General features: G+C 49.2%; 19 protein-coding genes, 1 tRNA gene and 1 pseudogene. 5 read left to right on the plus strand and 16 right to left on the minus strand.

Annotated features, from left to right (window positions below):
* Positions 1 to 190 precede the first annotated feature (190 nt).
* The 4 genes and pseudogenes from VPX56_RS18620 to VPX56_RS18635 form a co-directional block, all read right to left on the minus strand.
* Complete coding sequence (locus VPX56_RS18620) at positions 191 to 2,134, minus strand: AAA family ATPase (RefSeq protein WP_001546986.1); 1,944 nt, start codon at positions 2,132 to 2,134, stop codon at positions 191 to 193.
* A complete protein-coding gene (locus tag VPX56_RS18625) occupies positions 2,131 to 2,598 on the minus strand; it encodes a hypothetical protein (protein ID WP_001546987.1) in 468 nt (155 codons plus the stop codon). The genes VPX56_RS18620 and VPX56_RS18625 overlap by 4 nt, the downstream gene beginning before the upstream one ends.
* 8 nt (positions 2,599 to 2,606) lie before the next feature.
* The gene (locus VPX56_RS18630; protein WP_094917373.1) at positions 2,607 to 3,776 is read right to left on the minus strand and encodes an ABC-three component system protein; all 1,170 of its coding nucleotides are present in this window, start codon (positions 3,774 to 3,776) and stop codon (positions 2,607 to 2,609) included.
* Positions 3,777 to 4,001: 225 nt separating this feature from the next.
* Positions 4,002 to 4,189: pseudogene (locus VPX56_RS18635) on the minus strand (IS3 family transposase); the annotation flags it as partial.
* 574 nt (positions 4,190 to 4,763) lie between these two features.
* On the opposite strand from VPX56_RS18635, the gene VPX56_RS18640 reads away from it, so the two are divergent.
* Entirely contained in the window at positions 4,764 to 6,716 is a 1,953-nt protein-coding gene (locus tag VPX56_RS18640; RefSeq protein ID WP_094917375.1) for a hypothetical protein, read from the plus strand.
* A gap of 539 nt (positions 6,717 to 7,255) precedes the next feature.
* On the opposite strand, the gene VPX56_RS18645 is transcribed toward VPX56_RS18640, so the two are convergent.
* The 3 genes from VPX56_RS18645 to actS all read right to left on the minus strand — a co-directional run bounded on the left by VPX56_RS18645 (position 7,256) and on the right by actS (position 9,433).
* Complete coding sequence (locus VPX56_RS18645) at positions 7,256 to 8,422, minus strand: tyrosine-type recombinase/integrase (protein ID WP_001546991.1); 1,167 nt, start codon at positions 8,420 to 8,422, stop codon at positions 7,256 to 7,258.
* A gap of 164 nt (positions 8,423 to 8,586) precedes the next feature.
* Positions 8,587 to 8,660 (minus strand) — tRNA-Gly (locus VPX56_RS18650).
* A gap of 80 nt (positions 8,661 to 8,740) precedes the next feature.
* Positions 8,741 to 9,433, minus strand: coding sequence for an amidase activator ActS (gene actS / locus VPX56_RS18655; RefSeq protein ID WP_242673398.1), 693 nt, complete (start codon positions 9,431 to 9,433; stop codon positions 8,741 to 8,743).
* Positions 9,434 to 9,646: 213 nt separating this feature from the next.
* Between actS and idi the strand changes: the two genes are divergently transcribed.
* Positions 9,647 to 10,189, plus strand: coding sequence for an isopentenyl-diphosphate Delta-isomerase (gene idi / locus VPX56_RS18660; RefSeq protein ID WP_131633619.1), 543 nt, complete (start codon positions 9,647 to 9,649; stop codon positions 10,187 to 10,189).
* A gap of 38 nt (positions 10,190 to 10,227) precedes the next feature.
* Here the strand turns inward: idi and lysS are convergent, their stop codons facing one another.
* From lysS to xerD, 5 genes are all read right to left on the minus strand, one after another.
* On the minus strand, positions 10,228 to 11,745 hold the full coding sequence (gene lysS / locus VPX56_RS18665; RefSeq protein WP_326468218.1) for a lysine--tRNA ligase: 1,518 nt from the start codon (positions 11,743 to 11,745) through the stop codon (positions 10,228 to 10,230).
* Between the two features lie 9 nt (positions 11,746 to 11,754).
* Positions 11,755 to 12,853, minus strand: a protein-coding gene (prfB, locus tag VPX56_RS18670; protein ID WP_108416304.1) for a peptide chain release factor 2 whose coding sequence is annotated in 2 segments (ribosomal slippage) — positions 11,755 to 12,777 and positions 12,779 to 12,853 — 1,098 coding nt in all. Because the reading frame shifts where the segments join, the coding sequence is not laid out codon by codon here.
* Positions 12,854 to 12,942: 89 nt separating this feature from the next.
* Positions 12,943 to 14,676 carry a single-stranded-DNA-specific exonuclease RecJ gene (recJ, locus tag VPX56_RS18675; protein ID WP_326468220.1) on the minus strand — a complete coding sequence of 578 codons (1,734 nt, stop codon included), beginning with the start codon at positions 14,674 to 14,676 and terminating at the stop codon, positions 12,943 to 12,945.
* Between the two features lie 5 nt (positions 14,677 to 14,681).
* A complete protein-coding gene (dsbC, locus tag VPX56_RS18680; RefSeq protein WP_326468222.1) occupies positions 14,682 to 15,395 on the minus strand; it encodes a bifunctional protein-disulfide isomerase/oxidoreductase DsbC in 714 nt (237 codons plus the stop codon).
* Positions 15,396 to 15,423: 28 nt separating this feature from the next.
* Positions 15,424 to 16,320, minus strand: coding sequence for a site-specific tyrosine recombinase XerD (gene xerD / locus VPX56_RS18685; RefSeq protein ID WP_131633615.1), 897 nt, complete (start codon positions 16,318 to 16,320; stop codon positions 15,424 to 15,426).
* A 101-nt stretch (positions 16,321 to 16,421) separates the two neighbouring features.
* Here xerD and fldB point away from each other — a divergent pair, with 101 nt between their 5' ends.
* Positions 16,422 to 16,943: a flavodoxin FldB gene (gene fldB, locus VPX56_RS18690; RefSeq protein ID WP_131633614.1), complete on the plus strand. Its 522-nt coding sequence runs from the start codon at positions 16,422 to 16,424 to the stop codon at positions 16,941 to 16,943.
* A gap of 7 nt (positions 16,944 to 16,950) precedes the next feature.
* On the opposite strand, the gene VPX56_RS18695 is transcribed toward fldB, so the two are convergent.
* On the minus strand, positions 16,951 to 17,361 hold the full coding sequence (locus VPX56_RS18695; RefSeq protein WP_131633613.1) for a protein YgfX: 411 nt from the start codon (positions 17,359 to 17,361) through the stop codon (positions 16,951 to 16,953).
* Positions 17,342 to 17,608, minus strand: coding sequence for an FAD assembly factor SdhE (gene sdhE, locus VPX56_RS18700; protein ID WP_042716098.1), 267 nt, complete (start codon positions 17,606 to 17,608; stop codon positions 17,342 to 17,344). The genes VPX56_RS18695 and sdhE overlap by 20 nt, the downstream gene beginning before the upstream one ends.
* 294 nt (positions 17,609 to 17,902) lie before the next feature.
* Here sdhE and ygfZ point away from each other — a divergent pair, with 294 nt between their 5' ends.
* A complete protein-coding gene (ygfZ, locus tag VPX56_RS18705) occupies positions 17,903 to 18,883 on the plus strand; it encodes a tRNA-modifying protein YgfZ (RefSeq protein ID WP_131633612.1) in 981 nt (326 codons plus the stop codon).
* Between the two features lie 110 nt (positions 18,884 to 18,993).
* Here the strand turns inward: ygfZ and trhA are convergent, their stop codons facing one another.
* Together trhA and yqfB are read right to left on the minus strand one after the other, a co-directional pair.
* Positions 18,994 to 19,653, minus strand: coding sequence for a PAQR family membrane homeostasis protein TrhA (gene trhA / locus VPX56_RS18710; protein ID WP_131633611.1), 660 nt, complete (start codon positions 19,651 to 19,653; stop codon positions 18,994 to 18,996).
* Between the two features lie 165 nt (positions 19,654 to 19,818).
* The gene (gene yqfB, locus VPX56_RS18715; RefSeq protein ID WP_131633610.1) at positions 19,819 to 20,130 is read right to left on the minus strand and encodes a N(4)-acetylcytidine aminohydrolase; all 312 of its coding nucleotides are present in this window, start codon (positions 20,128 to 20,130) and stop codon (positions 19,819 to 19,821) included.
* Positions 20,131 to 20,180: 50 nt separating this feature from the next.
* On the opposite strand from yqfB, the gene VPX56_RS18720 reads away from it, so the two are divergent.
* The gene (locus VPX56_RS18720; protein ID WP_131633849.1) at positions 20,181 to 20,912 is read left to right on the plus strand and encodes a MurR/RpiR family transcriptional regulator; all 732 of its coding nucleotides are present in this window, start codon (positions 20,181 to 20,183) and stop codon (positions 20,910 to 20,912) included.
* Positions 20,913 to 21,011 lie beyond the last annotated feature (99 nt).

Genomic DNA, 21,011 nt, shown 5'->3' on the forward strand with positions numbered 1-21,011 from the left:
AGCGGACAACTATGGACGGCTCAAGGTGTGCTATGAGCGAAGAGCAGAATTAACGTCCCAACACCGGGAATCTGGAGCAAAGTTGTTGCGTGCATGTTTGGTTACACCGTTGATTCCGTAATGCTAATAGGTAGCATTTATCTTACTAAAGAGCTCCAGAAATTGATTAAACATGAATTACTTTGCGCCACTACTCGTAATCATTAATCAATCCCTTTTCAAACTCTCCACCATTCTTGCTGAATCTTTTCACCAAGTGATAATCCCCTCCTTCCTCTAGAACCGGCGGCAAATCATTGTCAACAACAATGATCTGAAATAGTCTATTTTCTGCTCGAGCTTTGTTCACCAGCCCAAGGAATTGTTTAAATATATTGTTGTAGAGGACAGGATCTGAAAGGGCTGAGTCATCATCCTTTCTTCCCCTTCGTCCAATATTTTGACCTGGTGTATCTACCATAAGAAAAGTAGGGAGATTTCCGGCGGTAGAGAGTAAATACTCCATTCTAGATACGAATCCTCCGATGGACATGATGGTTCTTACGCCGCCAGAAGTTGTGTTGTAGTAACTTATATCGCGAAAGTGAGGGATGAATTTTTTATTTACATATACGTCATGGACGTTTTGAAGCCCACTATTTGAAATGTATTTTCTAAATATACCGCTCAAGCTAGATACTACATCATCAAGTCCCGTAAGCCCGTCCTCTACCGATTTTATATTGCGTTTTAGCGCAAAAATAACTGAATTTTTATCTTGAATTCCCTTTGATATATCAGAATATTTGTTATTGATAGCCAAGTCTCTTTTAGCTGAAGCGATGCTGACCTTAATCTCGACCTTTGCACGCTCAAGCGCTTCGATAGAGGATAAAAGAGCAGATATGTTCTCTATATTAAATTTATCAAAATCAACAGTTAACGAACTTAGCTTCTTCGATATATCAGTTTCTTGTTCAAGAAGATTTATTTTTTTAGCCCAAATATTTTCTAGTGCTACGAGCACTCCAGCGAGTCTATTCTTAATAGATTTAATCTCTGCCTCTAAGTCGCTATCAGTGAGTTGGGGGGCTGCTAAGCTAATTTCACTAGAGCACAGTGGGCAAGGGAGCGTTGTATCTATAATGTTGCGATTAGATATAGAGACTCTTGTAAGTTTAGATATATTTAGAGACTCTAGATCGCTCTGGTATGTATTCTTTAGTTTAGAAAAATTATTATGTTGTTTCTCAAGTTCTAGACGCTCTGACTTCAAATGAGAAACGCTTGATCTCATTTGCACGATTTCGCGCGCCATCTCAAGAGAAACAGCGCTAGAGAACTCATAGTCTGCCTTTAATTTTTCCGCGTTTTCTTCCAGTTCGCTAAGTGCAAGCTCTTTTGAAGTGATAAGATCATCACTATCGTTCTGAGCTTTAGTGGTGATGTTTACATCACATAAGAATTTTGAGATAGCAGTTTCAGAAGCTTGCAGGAGGTGTAGTGCTTGTGTCTCCATCTGCAACTCTTTATTCAGGGAGGCCAACTTGTCGTCGTGAATATTGTAAACAAACTTCTGAACTTCAATGTTTTTATTAAATACTATAGGATTACCGTAATTCAATAAACTATCAGCGCCAACTTTTGTTTGTTTTAGGTACATTAATTTCATCAAGTCACGGAAACTGAGTCGATCAGAGTTCGCCTCATCACGGTAACGAGACTCTTTGATGCTAACTTTAGGAATCCCTAGAGCATCCAAAATAAAATCAGAAATCCAGCCGTCGGGAAGTGATTTTTGCGAATCGGCAGATAAGAGCATGGGGTATGTCGTTAGGATCAATGAATAAGGAACTCGATATGCCTTCACTGGAGCTAATGAGTCTAAAATAGGCCGCTCGAAGGTAATTACATTACCGTTAAGGTCTACCTCTAAGTATGCAGTTCTACCTTTAGCCAAAATCTCACCATACGTGAGGGTATCATTACTTCCTCCTAAGCAGTAATCAATCAGATTCAGAATACTGGATTTACCACAGTCCATGTCCCCCCAAATCAGATTTATACCATTTTCAAATGTTGCCTCATACGAGGTATCCACTCCGTGGATAACAATTTTCTTCACAAAAATGTAAGGGCTATTTTCCGTGTTCATTTGCTAAGAACTCCTTTATAAAGCACACTGAGAGACTTACTCACCAGCGGCTTGAGTAAACCTATGTTAATTTGCCACGTTGGTGGAGGGGTCATTGCTTCGGCAAACTTTTTATTAGTCGATGCGATAAAGAAATCATCTCCTGCGCGTGTAATTTCTAAATAGCCTTCGCTTTCTAACACTAAAACGCTTTTCAAAAATTCTTGATATTCCTGGAATGCACCATAGTCAATATTGCTTGAGTACAGAATTTCTGAGCAAGGAGGTTCATTTGAAAGTCGGTCAAATTTCACGAGAAATTCATGAAATAATTTTGGATTTCTTACCAAAAAATCGAAAAAAGCCGCTTTTTTGATAGATAGAATATTCTTACCTTTTTGGTTGAATCCTAAAATGCTAACGATCAACCAGCACCGATAAAGACGCACAAAAAACTCTTCGCGATAATCAATTATCGAAGACATGATGACCTCTACATTTTTGCCAAGATATCTTGGATTCCAATTTTGTCAGACCAAGTAACTTGAGTATTAAGTTTGTTTGCCAACTGATGCAGTAGTCCCTTCTTGTGCATAAAGTTAATGTAGTTCACGCCACTAACCAGAACCTTAGAGTCTTGCTCCAATAGTAAGTCATGGACTTTAGCAAAGACTTCATTTGCTTCGAGCTTGCTAGAATGCGCGTTGTAGGATTGTTGATATAGAGAAAGAACCTTCGTCTGTAGGTCTTGGAGAGTTATCCGGTCCTTTTTATCTGCTGCTTTAGTTATTATCTCTGCGTGAAAAAATGATCCTTTAGCATCATCAATCCCCTTTTCACCTACGTCCGATAAGATCATTTTAATAACAAATATCTCTTTCTCGTATGAGTTTGACTCCGGTTTGTATACTGTTGTCGCTAACTCGGACATTGTAAAATCATAAGCTCGGCTTTTTAAGAAGTTGGCTGCCTGAGCACAAACCATATCATTAACGTCAGATGGCTTACAAATGGATATATGGTCATGATCAACCACAAATTTATCTGATCTTTTTACAGTAAACGGCAAAGCACTAACCTCGTCGACGCATTCGTCATGTAGTGCAATATAGTACTGAGCTTTGGGGAGGCTCTCTTTTGCATCTATCCACGCATTGTTTAGTGTGTCGCTATAAGCATTTAATGGCTGAAGCTCTTTGGCATTAAGATTGAATGAACCCAGCAAATAGCCACCAATGGATCCTTTGTGAGGGACTGCGAGAGATAGATAACCAATTGGCTCCGGTGTGTCTCCTTTTTCATGGTTTAAGATATAGTCTTTAACAATCAACCCCCCCATGCTGTGAGCAATAAATATGACACTATCATAGCTACTTAGGTTGGTCCTAACATAGGTACTTAGCAGTTCACTAATTCGTCTGATAGGTTGGTTTTTCTTGACTTTCCCCGAGCCCAAACCAACCAAACTGAGCAGCCTAACTACCAGTGCAGAATCAACTAAACTGGCAATCTTTGTATAGTAATCAAACTCATAAAAATCATAAGACTGATCGATTTCACGATCAGCCCTTAACAAGTCCGAAAAACTCTCCCCCTTGCTATTCTTCCAAGTACCTGCGCCTCCTGTGAACCCATGTACAAAAACTACGCAACTTTTGTTCATATTTACTCCGTGTCGCCGGGGAATTTCTCTAGGGGTAAATCTAACGATTCAGAAAAAGTGGGTAGATTTATTATATAGTGGAAGTAATAAGCCCCTTTTTCCTCTTTATATAAAGTAACTTACAAGCAATTCCAGCACACTTCAATTGTCAAAATCACAATTTCGGTTTCACAAAGGCTTCCTGTAAGTATGGACTGACCCCATGGCTGTAGACATATCCTGTCCTCACGACGAGGCCTGTTCAAAGGCCTCCGGACTGACGCCGCCGAGATGATTGTGGCGCTGGGCCCGTTGTAGAACACTTTAAAGTAATCGAAGATATCGGCTCGGGCCAGATCCCGAGTTTTATAGATGCGCTTTTTGATCCGCTCTTTTTTCACAGAACTGAAGAACGATTCGGCCACCGCATTATCGTCGGGTATTACAGCGCACTAAGGCCGCATGACTATAACGGAGGGTTACCCACAAACGAATCGGAAAGCCGATACTGGAAAAACTCTAAAGTGGTGGCCAGTTTTAGTTGATCACATCACCAGTTGGTCACCACTGGAAGCCGTTGAATCACAAGACACAGGATCTCCCTCACAGACAACAGGCATACCGTTGATAGTGATCCATGGGCCTGTAGATAACTCCGTGCCTTCATAAGAGGTTTTCCCGTCAGAATGAGAGGTGTAGGCATTGCCCTGGGCGAATACACCGAAGCCGTTGACCGTAACAAAGTCCACGGCTTCAGTTGGCGGGCAGGAAGGGAACTTACCGTACCCAGAGCAACTTGAGGTTTTGACTGCGATTTTTGGCATAAAAATGCCTACAGTTGTTGTACGTGTGGGCAGTTTATGAATCGTTACATTTGAAATGCGGAGAATTTTGATTTTTTGTTGTGATCACTTAAAGACAACTCCTCATTTTTTGTAATGCTTTAGAGGAGGAGGTAAGTTAAAGTATCCTTTTATTCAATTCTCTTACAATGGATTAGTTTAAACAATGGTACTTCACACATATCAAATAAACGAAAATCTTAAACTTACACTGTCCAAAAATGCTCTTGAACATGTCCTCCACGGCGAAGTCACGGATAAGGTGTTTGAAACTGATAATGGGCGTATTGCTAAAAAAGTAATCTCTGGAGGATTACACACCTATTCAGGATGGCAGTCTTATTTAAGTAAAACTCCCGGTCTGAAAAATATTTTACTCTATAATAACAAAACCAATGACGAATGGTACTACGAGCGAGAACTTCAAAATGGAACTATTTTGTTAAAATTACCAGAGTCAGTTTTCACCTCTAAAGCAGCAAAGATGACATTATTTCCTGAGAATAATTATAAATCAGGATTTCTCTGGAAAACACTATTTCCAAAGACAGTTGGTGAGAGCGAGATTCTTGATTTACTGAATGATGCTTTGTTGAACATCAGCAAACATGAAAGCCGTGATGGTGAGTTAATTTGTTATTATAAAATAGACGAACCGTTGAATTGCATGAGGATCGCTGTTCTATATCGAAACGGCGAAATTAATTCATTCTATCCTACATGGTCTCAACCAAATACTGGGAATAATGGTAAACCTTTCTCATTCTTTGATAACATTGGGCATGTTATTTCAGAGTCTTCATTTGTTAATGAATCGGAAATTATTGACGTTACAGATGTGGGGCTGTTTTCGAAGTTATCTACCCTTGAGGAAATTCAAGATGTGACGCCTGAATTATTTCTCTCTCGGGGTGCAGTTACCCAGGACATTAAGGAGTGGGACGACAAACGAATTGACTCAATAAATTCATTTGCGGAGAATTATAGCTTCGATGAAATACTTGAGATATATAATTATGTGAACGATGAAGGGATATCTAAGTACCATGACATAGTTTCACAGAATGCGTACTCCCATTTCTTACCAAATATTAAATTATCAGTTGGCTTTTTTAATGCAATAAGTTTCAATCAGAATATAGCTGAAGGGATTATGGCTTTGTTTTTTTACGATCAAAAAAATAAATCAAAGCTATATGCCAATACCGTTTTAAATTTAATCAGTAATATGTTTACATCTCCATTTATGGATATGTGGGCTAAAAAGAGAATTCATTACATAATTGCCAATCTTAATTTAGAGTATCATGATAGAAACTTTCCTGCGGAGTATATTGACTGCCTTTCAACATCGCCAACTCGCAGAGAGTTCTATTCGGAATATTTCTACGATAGTCACAATAAGAAAAAAAACTATAATTCCATTGAGACCTATGAAGAAATCGCTGATCTTTTTGGTTTAATATTAACCCCTCCGCAGTATGAATCAGTAACCTACTCACATTTTTTACATTATTTTTCAGACAATTTAGGTGAATCATATTCTACTAACTTTACTGACGAGGAAAGGACTGTTTTTTTGCTAGAAGCCTACCCTGGTGATTACTATGAAAATTATGTTCAGGATAATCTGAAGTTCTATAATCAAAAAGTTTTCACTCACTCCAGCTTTATTCTGGCAGAATATTTGGAAGTTTTTGCTAAAGAGGGGGTCGCAAAACCAATCAAGCTTCATAGAGTAATATATGAATACTTTAAACTTCAAGTCGCTCAACGCTACAGAATTAACTTAAATTACTCCGATTATTATGAAATACCCGAGGTGGTTACACTCCCTATCGAGAAACATGATGTTTACGCTACTATATTAAAGCATGAAAGAAATTCTAATAGGTTTATGACGGACACGATTATAGAATCTGTTAAGAAATATCTATTGACTGTTGAAGACACTAATTTATCAAAGGTCTTAAAGGATATTGAAAGAGTGGATAGAAAAGAGATTCCGAGATTTCCAATTCCATACCATTTAATTATTGAGATGGTGAAAAGGCCGGAGTCAGTAGATGTTAATTACCTAAAGGCTTTAAGAGTATTAGAGGTAGATGCAACGGTTTAATAAAGTATAACCTTCTGTTAAGAGGCCAAATTATATGGTCTCTTAACCTATATCCATCAAACTCGAATTCCCACGATGTCAGAAATAAACTCACGACCGTTGCCTTCGCTGGAGATAGATCGTAAAGCGTGAAGGGACTTAACTTGAAGCCTTTGCTTTCGTATAGCTCGATGATTGAGGGGGCATTGCTGTTCGTTACGACAATACTGGTGACACGCTGATGGGCTGCAACCAACTCTTCTGCAAGGCGGATCTGCTCCTGGAAGGTGAATGGTTTACGGATGCCCCCATTTATGATGAATGGGGGGCATTGGCACCTGAAACATAACCTTGGTAATTAGAGGGGAATGTGCGTAAGCGGCAATATATAGACAGTTAAACGCAAATGTAACGTTTCAGAAGTAAGCAGAAATGAAAATCAGTACAAAAAAATTACTGGTGTTCAACTCCTCCAAAACGGAGGAGCTAAGCTAAAGAATTCGCGCTACCTACTAATAACTAACTAATTTAACTATAGTCTCAAAAGCTATGATTGATTTTTACTTGCCAATATAATCTGCATACCACTGCATCATCTCCATCCTCCCTTCTAGATACTGAGCATGGTTATAGGTCCCACGAATTGAGTTCTTATCGACGTGAGCCAACTGTAGCTCGATCCAAGCTGAATTAAATCCCTGCTCATGCAAAATAGTACTCATAGTGTGGCGGAATCCATGCCCTGTAACGCGACCTGCATAGCCGATGCGCCTTACCAACACAGTCAAAGCCATATCACTCATCGGTTTCTTTGGGTTATTACGTCCCGGGAACAGCAACGCTCCTGTTCCCGTTATGGGTTTAAGCTGATTAAGCAGGTCAATTGCCTGGCTTGATAACGGAACCAGATGAGGGCGGCGCATTTTCATGCGCTCTGCTGGCACGTTCCAAACCTTCCGCTCAAAATCAAACTCCTGCCACTCCGCTTGCCTCAATTCCCCTGGCCTTACTCCCGTTAAAATGAGCAATTGCATCGCAATCTTTACAAGCACACTACCGGCATAGGTGTTCAGAGTCCGAAGAAACTCAGGCAATTCATCCTGGGTTAAAAAAGCATAGTGCTCTTTCTCATGAGGACTCACGGCGCTGGCTAGATCAGGTGCTGGATTGTACTCGGCCCTGCCAGTCACAACAGCATACTTCCAAACCTCTCCACAGCGCTGGCGAACCTTACGGACCTTCTCAGTTGCCCCTCTTGCTTCTATCTTTGAAAGAACTGCAAGCAACTCCATCGGCTTGATATCTTTGATTGGCCGGTGACCGATATAAGGGAACACATCCTTTTCGAAGGTTCTCAGCATCTCTTCGCGGTAGGAGACAGACCAGCGGTCATAGCGACGCTGATACCACTCCCGCGTGATAGCCTCAAAAGAGTTTTCTGCGTCTTGTTGACGACTAAGTTTTTCAATTTTCCGTTCAAGAGAAGGATCGTTGCCAGCCGCTAATGTCCTTTTAGCATCCTCTCGCTTGCTTCTGGCTTCAGCTAAAGAAACATCGGGGTAAACGCCAATAGCGAGCAGCTTCTCTTTACCTAACGAACGGTATTTGAGACGCCAGTATCTTTTACCGTTGGGATTAACCAGCAGGTAAAGCCCACCACCATCGGCCAGTTTGTAGGGCTTCTCTTTGGGTTTCGCAGTTTCAACCTGACGAGCAGTCAGCTTCATTGGGGGTACCTCTCAGCAGGGGGTACAATTATACCCCCATCCATACCCCCACATTGAGCTTGACCCTGGGGGAGTACAATTGAGTTCAATAGACTAATAGAATGCTATAACTGCTGATTTATCAAGGGAAAATTGAGTTTGGTAGACTTCAGGAGAGTTGAGTTTGGAGCGGGCGAAGGGAATCGAACCCTCGTATAGAGCTTGGGAAGCTCTCGTTCTACCATTGAACTACGCCCGCTTTGAGGTGCGTAAGGCATTATAGACCTTACGCATCTCCATACAAGCCTCTTTACCACTAAGTGGCGATTAAATAATCACTTAGCACTTCGGTTTGCTGCCCTGCGCCGGGAGATAGCGCTGCGGATCGATGGCCGTCGCTTTATAACGGATCTGGAAATGCAGCTTCACCGAGTCCGTGCCGGTGCTGCCCATGGTCGCAATCTTCTGCCCCGCCTTCACGTTCTGCCCGTTATTGACCATCATCGTGTCGTTGTGGGCGTAGGCCGTAATGTAGTCTTCACCGTGCTTTATCATGATGAGGTTGCCGTAGCCGCGAAGCTGATTACCCACGTAGACCACCTTGCCGGCACCAGAAGCATAGACCGGCGTTCCGCGCGCGGCTGAGATATCAATGCCTTTATTGCCGCCCTCAGAGAGGGAGTACGGCGCAACGACTTTCCCGCTGGCAGGCCAGATCCAGCAGCGCTGGCCGACCGGCGGCCATGAAGACTTTGGCACCTGATAAGACGGCGTCACTTTGGCGGTTTTGCCCTTAGAGGACGATTTTTTGGCCGAAGAAGAACTGCCGTTAACCTTCAGCTTCTGCCCCACCTCGATGGTATACGGCGGCGAGATGTTATTCAGACGCGCCAGATCCTTCACGCTGGTGCCCGTGGCGCGCGAAATACGGTACAGGGTATCGCCGCGCTTAACGGTATACACCGCGCCGGAATAGCTGCCCATATCCGAAGATTTGCTTCCCGAGCATCCCGCCAGGAAAAGCGTCAGCATCAGGCAAAAAACGGCAGCGATGGGGTTTCTCGTCAGGCTTCCTGCAAACAAAACAGATCCTCGGTCAGCGTGAGTGGCGCACTATGATAGCAGCCCAAACTGATGTGGGTCAGCCCTTTTCCGCTCTGCAAGCCAAACCGTTCGTATAAGAATGCAGTATAATTATCCGGCTGATGGTGCTGAACCATACGGCATTCAGGCACTGGAGCATCAATGAGTATTCAAGAACACGTTATTTTGGTAAATGACCAGGGAATGGTGATTGGCACTCAGGAAAAATACGCCGCGCACACCTCCGATACCCCACTACACCTGGCTTTCTCCTCCTGGCTGTTTAATGCTAAAGGCGAATGTCTGATCACCCGGCGCGCCCTCAGCAAAAAAGCCTGGCCAGGCGTCTGGACAAACTCCGTTTGCGGGCATCCGCAGTCCGGGGAAGCGATTGAACAGGCGATCATCCGCCGCTGCCGCTTCGAAGTGGGCGCCGAACTGACCGATATCACCGCCGTTGCGCCAGAGTTTCGCTACCGTGAAATCGACCCTTCCGGGATTGTCGAGAATGAAATCTGCCCGGTATTTGCCGCTCGCATCACCGGCGAAATCACGATAAATCAAGAAGAAGTGATGGAGCACCGGTGGGTGCAGCTGGAAGCGCTGTTCCGCGCGCTGGACGCCACGCCCTGGGCATTTAGCCCGTGGATGGTGATGGAAGCCACAACCGCGCGCGAAAAGCTCAAGTCTTTCGCGGCGCAATAAAAAAGCCCCTTTCGGGGCTTTTTTTACGTCATGACGGCTTACTTCACTGGACGCATCGCCGGGAAGAGGATCACGTCACGGATGGTGTGGCTGTTGGTGAACAGCATAACCATACGGTCGATACCAATGCCCAGACCTGCCGTTGGCGGCAGGCCGTGTTCCAGCGCGGTCACGTAGTCTTCATCGAAGAACATCGCTTCGTCATCGCCTGCCGCTTTCGCATCAACCTGATCCTGGAAGCGCTGCGCCTGATCTTCTGCATCGTTCAGCTCGCTAAAGCCGTTGCCGATTTCACGGCCACCGATGAAGAACTCGAAGCGGTCAGTGATTTCCGGGTTCACGTCGTTGCGGCGCGCCAGCGGAGAGACTTCTGCCGGGTACTCGGTAATGAAGGTCGGCTGAATCAGGTGCGCTTCAGCCACTTCTTCAAAGATCTCGGTCACGATGCGGCCCAGACCCCAGCTCTTCTCAACCTTGATACCGATGCTTTCCGCGATGGCTTTGGCAGAGTCGAAGTTATCCAGATCGGCCATCTCGGTTTCCGGACGGTATTTCTTGATCGCTTCGCGCATGGTCAGCTTAACGAACGGCTTGCCGAAGTCGAAGACTTCTTCACCGTAAGGCACTTCAGTGGTGCCCAGAATGTCCTGCGCCAGAGTACGGAACAGGGATTCGGTCAGCTCGATCAGATCTTTGTAATCCGCATACGCCATGTAGAGTTCCATCATGGTGAACTCTGGGTTATGACGCACGGAGATGCCTTCGTTGCGGAAGTTACGGTTGATTTCGAACACGCGGTCGAAGCCACCGACCACCAGACGCTTCAGGTACAGTTCCGGCGCGATACGCAGGTACATGTCCAGGTCCAGGGCATTGTGATGGGTGATGAACGGACGCGCAGACGCGCCGCCCGGGATCACCTGCATCATTGGCGTTTCCACTTCCATAAAGTCGCGGTTGACCATGAACTGGCGAATACCGGCCATGATCTGAGAGCGAATTTTGAAGGTCTTGCGGGAGTCATCGTTAGAGATGAGATCCAGATAGCGCTGGCGATAGCGCGCTTCCTGATCCTGCAGGCCGTGGAATTTGTCCGGCAGCGGGCGCAGGGCTTTGGTCAGCAGACGCAGCTCGGTGCAGTGGATAGACAATTCACCGGTTTTGGTTTTGAACAGCTTACCCTTCGCGCCCAGGATATCGCCCAGATCCCACTTCTTGAACTGCTCGTTATAGATGCCTTCCGGCAGGTCGTCACGGGAGACGTACAGCTGAATACGGCCGCCAACGTCCTGCAGCGTTACGAAGGACGCTTTACCCATGATACGACGGGTCATCATACGGCCAGCCACGGATACTTCGACGTTCAACGCTTCCAGCTCTTCGTTCTCTTTACCGTCGAAGTCAGCGTGCAGTTGGTCTGAGGTGTGGTCACGACGAAAATCGTTCGGGAACGGCACGCCCTGCTCGCGCAGCGCTGCCAGCTTCTCGCGGCGGGTTTTCAGTTCGTTATTAAGATCGACTACCGCGTCAGCGCCCTGTGCTTGTTGTTCAGACATGTTGGTTCCTCATAACCCTGCTTTCAAACTTGCTTCGATAAATTGGTCCAGGCTGCCGTCCAGCACCGCCTGCGTGTTACGGGTTTCAACCCCGGTACGCAGGTCTTTGATGCGGGAGTCATCAAGGACGTAAGAACGGATCTGGCTGCCCCAGCCGATGTCGGACTTGTTGTCTTCCATCGCCTGTTTCTCAGCATTTTTCTTCTGCATTTCCAGCTCATAAAGCTTCGCTTTCATCTGCTTCATGGCCTGGTCTTTGTTCTTATGCTGAGAACGGTCGTTCTGGCACTGCGTTACCGTGTTGGTTGGAATGTGGGTGATACGCACCGCAGATTCCGTACGGTTAACGTGCTGACCACCCGCACCGGATGCGCGGTAAACGTCGATTCGCAGATCGGCCGGGTTGATTTCGATATCAATATCGTCTTTCACTTCCGGGTAAACAAACGCGGAGCTGAAGGAGGTATGGCGACGGCCGCCGGAGTCGAACGGGCTCTTACGCACCAGGCGATGAACGCCGGTTTCAGTACGCAGCCAGCCGTAGGCGTAATCGCCAATAATCTTAATGGTGATGGATTTCAGACCCGCGACTTCACCTTCAGATTCTTCGATAATTTCGGTTTTGAAACCGCGCGCTTCCGCCCAACGCAGGTACATACGCGCCAGCATGCTCGCCCAGTCCTGAGCTTCCGTACCGCCAGAACCAGCCTGAATATCGAGATAGCAGTCGGCGCTGTCATATTCACCGGAGAACATACGACGGAATTCAAGCTGCGCCAGCTTCTCTTCCAGAACGTCGAGTTCAGCCACGGCTTCGTTAAAGGTTTCTTCGTCGTCGGCTTCAACAGCCAGTTCTAACAGACCCGAGACATCTTCCAGCCCCTGTGACATCTGGTCGAGGGTATCTACAATGGCTTCGAGAGAGGAACGTTCCTTACCCAGCGCCTGTGCGCGTTCAGGTTCGTTCCAGACGTCCGGCTGTTCCAGCTCGGCGTTTACTTCTTCCAGACGCTCTTTCTTGGCATCGTAGTCAAAGATACCCCCTAAGAACGTCAGAGCGCTCCGTGAGGTCCTGAATGCGGTTTTTTACCGGATTAATTTCAAACATGGTCTGTTTTCTTTTATGAGCTTGTCAAAATGCGGTGATAAGAGCGGGATTGTACCGAATCCACGCCCTTTTTTGTAGCTTTACTGACGCTAAATTGGCCAGATATTGTCGATGATGATCTGAAGGGAGCGATTACCGCGAAACTCGTTTATATCGAGTTTGTAAGCGAGTTCAACTTCGCGCACGCCGTTGTCAGGCCACACGGAGGTGTCGACGTTAAACGCGATGCCGTCCAGCAGCGGGCCGCCGCCAACCGGCTCGACCATCACCTTAAGGTGGCGTTCGCCAACAATACGCTGTTGCAGCAGACGGAAACGGCCATCGAACAGCGGCTCCGGGAACATTTGCCCCCACGGCCCGGCATCGCGCAGCATCTGCGCGACTTCCATGGTTATTTCAGACGGCGAGAGTTCACCATCGGAGACGACCTCACCCTGCAGCAGCGCCGGGTCAATCCAGTCGGTCACCAGCTCGCCAAACAGCCGCTGGAACTCGTTGAACTTCGCCTCTTCCAGCGACAGTCCAGCCGCCATCGCGTGGCCGCCGAACTTGATCATCAACCTCGGATGCAGCGTGTCCAGACGCTCCAGCGCATCGCGCATGTGCAGCCCCTGAATCGAACGGCCAGAGCCTTTCAGCGTGCCGTCGCCAGCCGGCGCAAAGGCAATCACCGGGCGGTGGAAACGTTCCTTAATGCGCGACGCCAGAATACCCACCACGCCCTGGTGCCACTCGGGATGGTACATCGCCAGGCCGCCCGGCAGGGTATCGCCGCTGCGCTCCAGCTTTTCGCACAGGGTCAGCGCTTCGGCCTGCATCCCCTGCTCAATCTCTTTGCGGGTCTGGTTGAGCGCATCCAGTTCATTTGCCAGCACGCGCGCTTCGCCGATGTTGTCGCACAGCAGCAGCGCCACGCCCACGGACATATCGTCCAGCCTTCCGGCGGCGTTCAGGCGCGGCCCGAGGGCAAAGCCCAGATCGCTTGCTGCCAGCTTAAGCGGGTCGCGGTTGGAAATCTCCAGCAGCGCCTTAATCCCCGGACGACACTTGCCCGCCCGAATGCGGCTTAAGCCCTGCCAGGTCAAAATGCGGTTATTGGTATCCAGCGGAACGACGTCCGCGACGGTGCCCAGCGCGACAAGATCGAGATATTCCGCGAGGTTTGGCGCTGCAATACCGCGCGACTCAAACCAGTTCTTATCCCGCAGCAGCGTACGCAGGGCCAGCATCAGATAAAACGCCACGCCGACACCGGCCAGGGATTTCGACGGGAAATCGCAGTCCCGCAGGTTTGGGTTAACAATCGCTTCGGCGGCAGGCAGGGTTTCGCCGGGCAGGTGGTGATCGGTAACCAGCACCGGGATCCCCAAGGCATGAGCATGATCGACGCCCGCATGGGAAGAGATCCCGTTATCCACGGTCAGGATCAGCTGCGCGCCGCGCGCGCGCGCCTGATCGACCACTTCCGGACTCAGCCCGTAGCCGTCTTCGAAACGGTTCGGCACCAGGTAGGTGACGTTATCACAGCCCAGCGCGCGAAGGCTGAGCACGCTCAGCGCAGTGCTCGTTGCGCCGTCGGCATCGAAATCCCCCACTACCACAATCCGCGTGCCTTCACGCAGGGCGTTATAGAGTATTTCAGTGGCCGTTTCGACACCGCTCAGCTGCTGCCAGGGCAGCATGCCTTTGACGCTGCGTTCGAGATCGCCCGCCGTTCGCACGCCGCGACTGGCATAGAGCCGCTTTAACAGCGGCGAAAGATCGTCAGGTAAATCAGCCGTGTCGGCCGCTTCGCGGCGGCGCAGTTTTATCGGAGCTTTCACGCGAATTATTTACCACCGGTCTGTTTCTGGTGCGCGTCGAGGAACTCTTTCATCTCTTTTGGCCCCTGATAGCCCGGCACCACGTAGCCGTTGCTCAGCACAATGGCTGGCGTGCCGTTAACGCCAAACTGCACGCCCAGCGCATAGTGGTTCGCGATATCGATATCACAGGACGCGGGCTTAACGCCCTTACCGTTCATCGCATCATCGAAGGCTTTGTTGCGGTCTTTCGCACACCAGATAGCCTTCATGTCCTGCTCTGGCTGGCTCTGCACGCCCGCACGCGGGAAGGCCAGGTAACGCACGGTAATGCCCAGCGCGTTGTAGTCTTTCATCTCTTCATGCAGCTTGTGGCAGTAGCCGCAGGTGATGTCTGTGAAGACGGTAATGACGTGTTTTTCCTGCGCCGCTTTATAGACGATCATCTCTTTTTCGAGCACGTTCAGGTTTTTCATCAGCAGCTGATTGGTCACGTTGACCGGCTGCGCGCCGCTCACGTCGTACATTGGCCCCTGAATAATGTGTTTGCCGTCTTCGGTGACGTACAGCACGCCGCTGTTGGTCAACACGGTTTTCATACCGGCTACCGGCGCAGGCTGAATGTCGCTGCTCGAGACGCCGAGCTTGGTCAGGGACTGTTTGATGGCTGCATCGTCAGCATGAGCAAAACCGGTAAAAGAGGCTGCCAGCAGGGTGAACAGCGCGAAAGACTTTTTCATATGTGATCCTGTTACAATTCGTCGGCACTCACGCGCGTGGGTGGTGCTGTTGGTGTAGCTGTCGCAGGCGTTCCGTCGCGACATGGGTATAAATTTGCGTCGTTGAAAGATCGCTGTGTCCCAGCAGCATCTGCACCACGCGTAAATCCGCGCCGTGGTTTAACAGATGCGTCGCGAAGGCGTGACGCAAAACGTGCGGCGATAATTTTTCGCTATCAATACCCGCCAGCGTGGCGTAATGCTTAATCCGATGCCAGAAGGTTTGCCGCGTCATTTGCTGGGCGCGCTGGCTGGGGAACAAAACATCGATAGAAACGCCATTCAGCAGCCACGGTCGGCCATGTTCCAGATACGTTTCCAGCCAGTAAACCGCCTCTTCCCCCAGCGGTACCAGCCGTTCTTTGTTTCCTTTACCAATCACGCGAACCACGCCCTGACGCAGGCTGATATCGCTCATCGTCAGGCCGACCAGTTCAGAAACGCGCAAGCCGGTAGCATACAATAGCTCAAGCATGGCTTTATCGCGTAACTCCAGCGGCAGGTCAACCGCGGGCGACTGTAATAATCTCTCAACTTGCGCTTCGCTGAGATCTTTCGGCAGCCGCTGGGGTAATTTCGGCGACGCCAGAAGCGCGCTGGGATCGTCTGCTCGTATTTTCTCACGGTAAAGGTGCTGAAACAGACGTCGCATCGCGCTTAGCAGGCGCGCAGAGCTCGTTGCTTTGTAGCCCCCTTCCATACGTTCAGCCAGCAACCCTTGCAGGTCATCGCTTTGCGCACTCTCCAGCGAAAGCTGCCTGCGCGCCAGCCACTCCACCAGCAGGGTAAGATCGCGCCGGTAAGCACTGAGCGTATTCTCGGCCAGATTCTTCTCAAGCCATAGCGTATCGAGAAACTGTTCGATGAGTGCGAGATCCTTTTCCACATCAGCCCCTTTGATTCTGCAATCCGGGCATTATGCCTGAATGCCGCCGGTTTCTGGTACACTACGCGCAATGTCATAGCAAGAATTGAGATAGTTACGCGATGAATATTGGTCTTTTCTATGGTTCCAGCACCTGCTACACCGAAATGGCGGCGGAAAAAATTCGTGACATCATTGGCCCGGAACTGGTGACGTTGCATAACCTGAAAGATGACGCTGTCACGCTGATGGAGCAGTACGACGTGCTAATCCTCGGCATCCCAACCTGGGACTTTGGTGAGATACAGGAAGACTGGGAAGCCCTCTGGGATCAGCTTGATACGCTCAACCTCGACGGCAAAATCATTGCGATGTACGGCATGGGCGATCAGCTTGGCTACGGCGAGTGGTTCCTCGATGCGCTGGGTATGCTGCATGACAAGCTGGCCCCCAAAAACGTCACTTTCATCGGCTACTGGCCAACCGAAGGGTACGAGTTTACCAGTAAGAAGCCGATTATTGCTGACGGCCAGCTGTTTGTCGGCCTCGCGCTCGATGAGACCAACCAGTACGATCTTAGCGACGAGCGCCTGCAAAACTGGTGCGAGCAGATCCTCGGCGAAATGGCTGAAAAGTTTAGCTAACCTGCGCTTATTCCTGCGTCGGCTGCTGCAGAAGCGTCCGGCGCAGATCGCGCCACTCGTCAATATCCATACTATCAGCCGCCAGCCACAGGTGCTGACGTCGCCCGCCACCGACGTTGCGTAGCCGCAGCATCATGCCGGAGTTCAGCATCCAGGGCATACCGATTATGTCCCACTCTTTTCCCTGCCAGCGCAGCCGGGAATCCATCATCAGTTTGATTTCCCCCTGGCGCGCATTGATGCGGCGTTGACTGCGCACGCTGTCAAACACCACAAATGAGAGCAGCAGCAGCCACAGCGGGGTGTAGCTGAGCGGCCACGGCATCAGTAGCACCAGTGCCGCAACCAGCCCGTGGAGCAATAAAGACATCCACTGCGAGCGCCACGAGACGCGAAGATCAGATTGCCACAGGACCACGTTCCCGATTCCGTGTTTGAATTAATTGCACCATCCGCTGCAACTCGGTGTCGGCGGGTTTGCCGTGGTTCATCAGCCAGTTGAACAAATCAGGATCGTCAGACTCAAGCAGGCGTACGAACAGACGCTTATCGTCATCGCTGAGGCTGTCATACTCGTGTTCAAAGAAGGGCATGATGGAGATATCAAGTTCGCGCATGCCGCGCCGGCATGCCCAGTGAATACGGGCCTTGTTGTTAATATCCATGTTCTGTTTCCTGCATTACGTTTGGCACAGTCGGTACCCCGTTCAGTGTTCTTTGTTTCTCTACGGGAGCACTCGCTAGTGTAACGTGTTTTTGACCGTTTCATTACTGGAATATTGCAAGCCGGAAGCCGGATTCCAAAATAATCCCTACAAAGACAGCGGATTACACCATTTTGCGTGGCGCTACGCATAACCGCGTTATGGCACGAATGGCCTGCTGAAAGCGCTTGCAATGCCTGTAGGCTCTTTTACCATTAGGCATTATCAAAGCGTTAAGCAACTCAGGATACCATTATGGCTTTTACTCCATTCTCTCCTCGCCAGCCCGCCGCCTCCGCGCGTCTGCCGCTGACGCTTATTACTCTTGATGACTGGGCGCTGGCAACGCTCACCGGTGCCGATGCCGAAAAGTACCTGCAGGGCCAGGTCACCGCCGACGTCAGTCAGATGACTGAACACCAGCACCTGCTGGCCGCGCACTGCGATCCAAAAGGTAAAATGTGGAGCAACCTGCGCCTGTTTCGTCGTCAGGACGGATTTGCCTTTATCGAGCGCCGCAGCCTGCGCGACGCCCAGCTCAAGGAGCTGAAAAAATATGCGGTATTTTCCAAAGTCACCATCGCCGCAGATGATGAACATGTTCTTCTGGGCGTGGCGGGTTTCCAGGCGCGCGCAGCGCTGAAAAACCTGTTCGGCGAACTGCCGGATGCGGAAAAGCAGGTCGTCAGCGAAGGCGCGACCTCTATCCTGTGGTTTGAACATCCTGCCGAGCGTTTCCTGCTGGTAACGGATGTCGCTACCGCAGAGCGCGTCACTGAAGCGCTGCGCGGTGAAGCGCAGTTCAACAACAGCCAACAGTGGCTGGCATTGAACATTGAAGCGGGTCTGCCGGTGATTGACGCAGCAAACAGCGCGCAGTTTATTCCACAGGCTACCAACATTCAGGCGCTGGGCGGCATCAGCTTTAAGAAAGGGTGTTACACGGGTCAGGAGATGGTGGCGCGCGCAAAATTCCGAGGAGCGAACAAACGCGCCCTGTGGACGCTGGCGGGCCACGCAAGCCGTGTACCGGAAGCGGGTGAAGATCTCGAGCTGAAGATGGGTGAAAACTGGCGTCGTACCGGTACGGTGTTAGCCGCCGTACAGCTGGATGATGGACGCCTGCTGGTTCAGGTGGTGATGAATAACGATATGGAAGCCGACAGCGTGTTCCGCGTGCGTGACGACGTAAACACACTGAGCATCGAGCCGCTGCCGTATTCACTGGAAGAGTGATGCTGTATCGCCCGGTGGCGCTGCGCTTACCGGGCCTACGGTTTTGGTGTCCTCCCTTTCCCCGTGGGAGAGGGCCGGGGTGAGGGTAACCGCCCGCACGGTGGAAAAACCTACGCCTGCCCCACATACAAATAAATCGCCAAAAAGTGGCACACGCTGCCGCCCAGCACAAAGCCGTGCCAGATAGCGTGGTTATACGGGATGCGCTTACAGACGTAGAAAATTACGCCCAGCGAGTAGACCACGCCGCCCACCGCCAGAAGCGTTACGCCCCCCACGGCCAGCTTGATCGCCAGCTGATACACCACGATAAGCGACAGCCAGCCCATCGTCAGATAGGTCACCAGCGACAGTATTTTGAACCGGTGCGCAATGGTCAGCTTAAACAGGACTCCCAGCAGCGCCAGGCTCCAGATGACGATCATTAGGCCACGCGACAGCGGTGAGTTTAATCCCACCAGCAAGAACGGGGTGTAGGTGCCCGCGATCAGAAGATAGATGGCGCAGTGGTCGAATTTTTTGAGCCAGGTCTTGGCCCGCTGATGCGGAATAGCGTGATACAGCGTCGAGGCCAGGAACAGCAGGATCATACTCCCGCCGTACAGGCTGTAGCTGGTAATGGCCATCGCGCTGGCATTGGCGTCCACCGCCTGCACCAGCAATAGCACTAATCCGACTATCCCAAACACCAGGCCAATGCCGTGGCTTATACTGTTGGCTACTTCCTCAGCCAGTGAATATCCCTGTGCGATTAATGGCTTGCTCACCATAGGTAACTCCGGGAAAACAAAAGATGATTATTCATCGTCTGGTTATGCTAACTGAGAATGATTCCAGAGAACACCTGTTAGCTAAAATAAAATTAAACCTAATATTTCTGATTTACAATCAGGTAGTTACGGTTTAATTTCAGCTAACACGTGTTACCATCATCATTAAAGACATTTAAAATCAATCACATAAAACTGGTTCTGATGGGGATAGATTTCCACAATCACGCTTTTGAGCGTCTCCAGGGTCATGTTCTCCTGCTCTGCGTGTTTTTCCGTTAGCGTATCCAGCGTAACGGTCGATGTACCTGTCACTTCAATGGTGCAAAAGTAGCCGTCATCCTCATAGCGACCGACGCGCAGGATATCGCCCTGCTTAAAATGGGATTCGCTTTCGTCACGAATGGTGATGGTTTTTCGCCCGGCCAGAATGTCGTCCTGAAAGCGCTGAAAAAAAGTGATGTCGTTTGGCTGCATGTTATTATTCCCTGAAGAAAAGTTAATGAGTGAGTTTAGCCATTGTGAGCATGTTCTCCCATTCCGCCATTGCCGGTCTCAATAATCTTGAGATGATGGTCTACAACTATGTCATCAAGAACCGTGACAAAGTAATGTACATGACCATCCGCGAGCTGGCGGACGCGGCTGGCGTCTCTACCACCACTATCCTGCGCTTTTGCCGCAAGCTCAACTGCGAGGGCTACTCCGAATTTCGCGTGCGCTTTAAGCTTTACCTGGAGCAGAATGAGCCCCAGCAGGCGAATTTCGGTGCCAGCGAAATTATCAGCTTCTTTAAAAGCGTCAATAATGAAGAGTTCGATGCGTTACTGGATGATGCGGTAGATATTATCCTCTCCTCCGAACGTATTATATTTGTGGGCGCGGGGACGTCCGGCTCACTGGCGAAATACGGCGCGCGTTTTTTCTCGAATATTGGAAAATTCAGCAACCATATTGACGATCCTTATTTCCCGGTGACCAATGATATGGCGAAAAATGCGCTGGCGATCGTTTTATCCGTGTCGGGTGAAACCGAGGAGATCCTGCGCTTTGCCAGCCAGTTCAGCCTGCACCGCTGTAAGGTGCTCTCCATCACCAGCCATGAACACTCACGCCTGGCAAAGCTTGCTGACTTCAACCTCTCCTGGCATGTTCCCCAGACGCGCATCGGTGGCGTCTACGATATTACCACTCAAATTCCCGTTATCTATATTCTGGAATCGCTCGGGCGTAAGCTGGCGAAGAAATTAACAGAATAAAACGTCCTGTTTTTTCGATGTAACAAATCACAATTCCTGGAAATTGTTATATCGTGACATTTAATTTCGCTTTGCTAGACTCGATAGCAATTAATCATT

The sequence above is a fragment of the Enterobacter wuhouensis genome, assembly GCF_035835995.1.
Classification (GTDB): Bacteria; Pseudomonadota; Gammaproteobacteria; order Enterobacterales; family Enterobacteriaceae; genus Enterobacter; species Enterobacter wuhouensis.

Bases quoted from the DNA above. Each gene is read 5' to 3' on its own strand.
- VPX56_RS18620 (WP_001546986.1), bottom strand. From the start codon at position 2,134: ATGAACACGGAAAATAGCCCTTACATTTTTGTGAAGAAAATTGTTATC.
- VPX56_RS18625 (WP_001546987.1), bottom strand. From the start codon at position 2,598: ATGTCTTCGATAATTGATTATCGCGAAGAGTTTTTTGTGCGTCTTTAT.
- VPX56_RS18630 (WP_094917373.1), bottom strand. From the start codon at position 3,776: ATGAACAAAAGTTGCGTAGTTTTTGTACATGGGTTCACAGGAGGCGCA.
- VPX56_RS18640 (WP_094917375.1), top strand. From the start codon at position 4,764: ATGGTACTTCACACATATCAAATAAACGAAAATCTTAAACTTACACTG.
- VPX56_RS18645 (WP_001546991.1), bottom strand. From the start codon at position 8,422: ATGAAGCTGACTGCTCGTCAGGTTGAAACTGCGAAACCCAAAGAGAAG.
- actS (WP_242673398.1), bottom strand. From the start codon at position 9,433: ATGCTGACGCTTTTCCTGGCGGGATGCTCGGGAAGCAAATCTTCGGAT.
- idi (WP_131633619.1), top strand. From the start codon at position 9,647: ATGAGTATTCAAGAACACGTTATTTTGGTAAATGACCAGGGAATGGTG.
- lysS (WP_326468218.1), bottom strand. From the start codon at position 11,745: ATGTCTGAACAACAAGCACAGGGCGCTGACGCGGTAGTCGATCTTAAT.
- dsbC (WP_326468222.1), bottom strand. From the start codon at position 15,395: ATGAAAAAGTCTTTCGCGCTGTTCACCCTGCTGGCAGCCTCTTTTACC.
- fldB (WP_131633614.1), top strand. From the start codon at position 16,422: ATGAATATTGGTCTTTTCTATGGTTCCAGCACCTGCTACACCGAAATG.
- sdhE (WP_042716098.1), bottom strand. From the start codon at position 17,608: ATGGATATTAACAACAAGGCCCGTATTCACTGGGCATGCCGGCGCGGC.
- ygfZ (WP_131633612.1), top strand. From the start codon at position 17,903: ATGGCTTTTACTCCATTCTCTCCTCGCCAGCCCGCCGCCTCCGCGCGT.
- trhA (WP_131633611.1), bottom strand. From the start codon at position 19,653: ATGGTGAGCAAGCCATTAATCGCACAGGGATATTCACTGGCTGAGGAA.
- yqfB (WP_131633610.1), bottom strand. From the start codon at position 20,130: ATGCAGCCAAACGACATCACTTTTTTTCAGCGCTTTCAGGACGACATT.
- VPX56_RS18720 (WP_131633849.1), top strand. From the start codon at position 20,181: ATGTTCTCCCATTCCGCCATTGCCGGTCTCAATAATCTTGAGATGATG.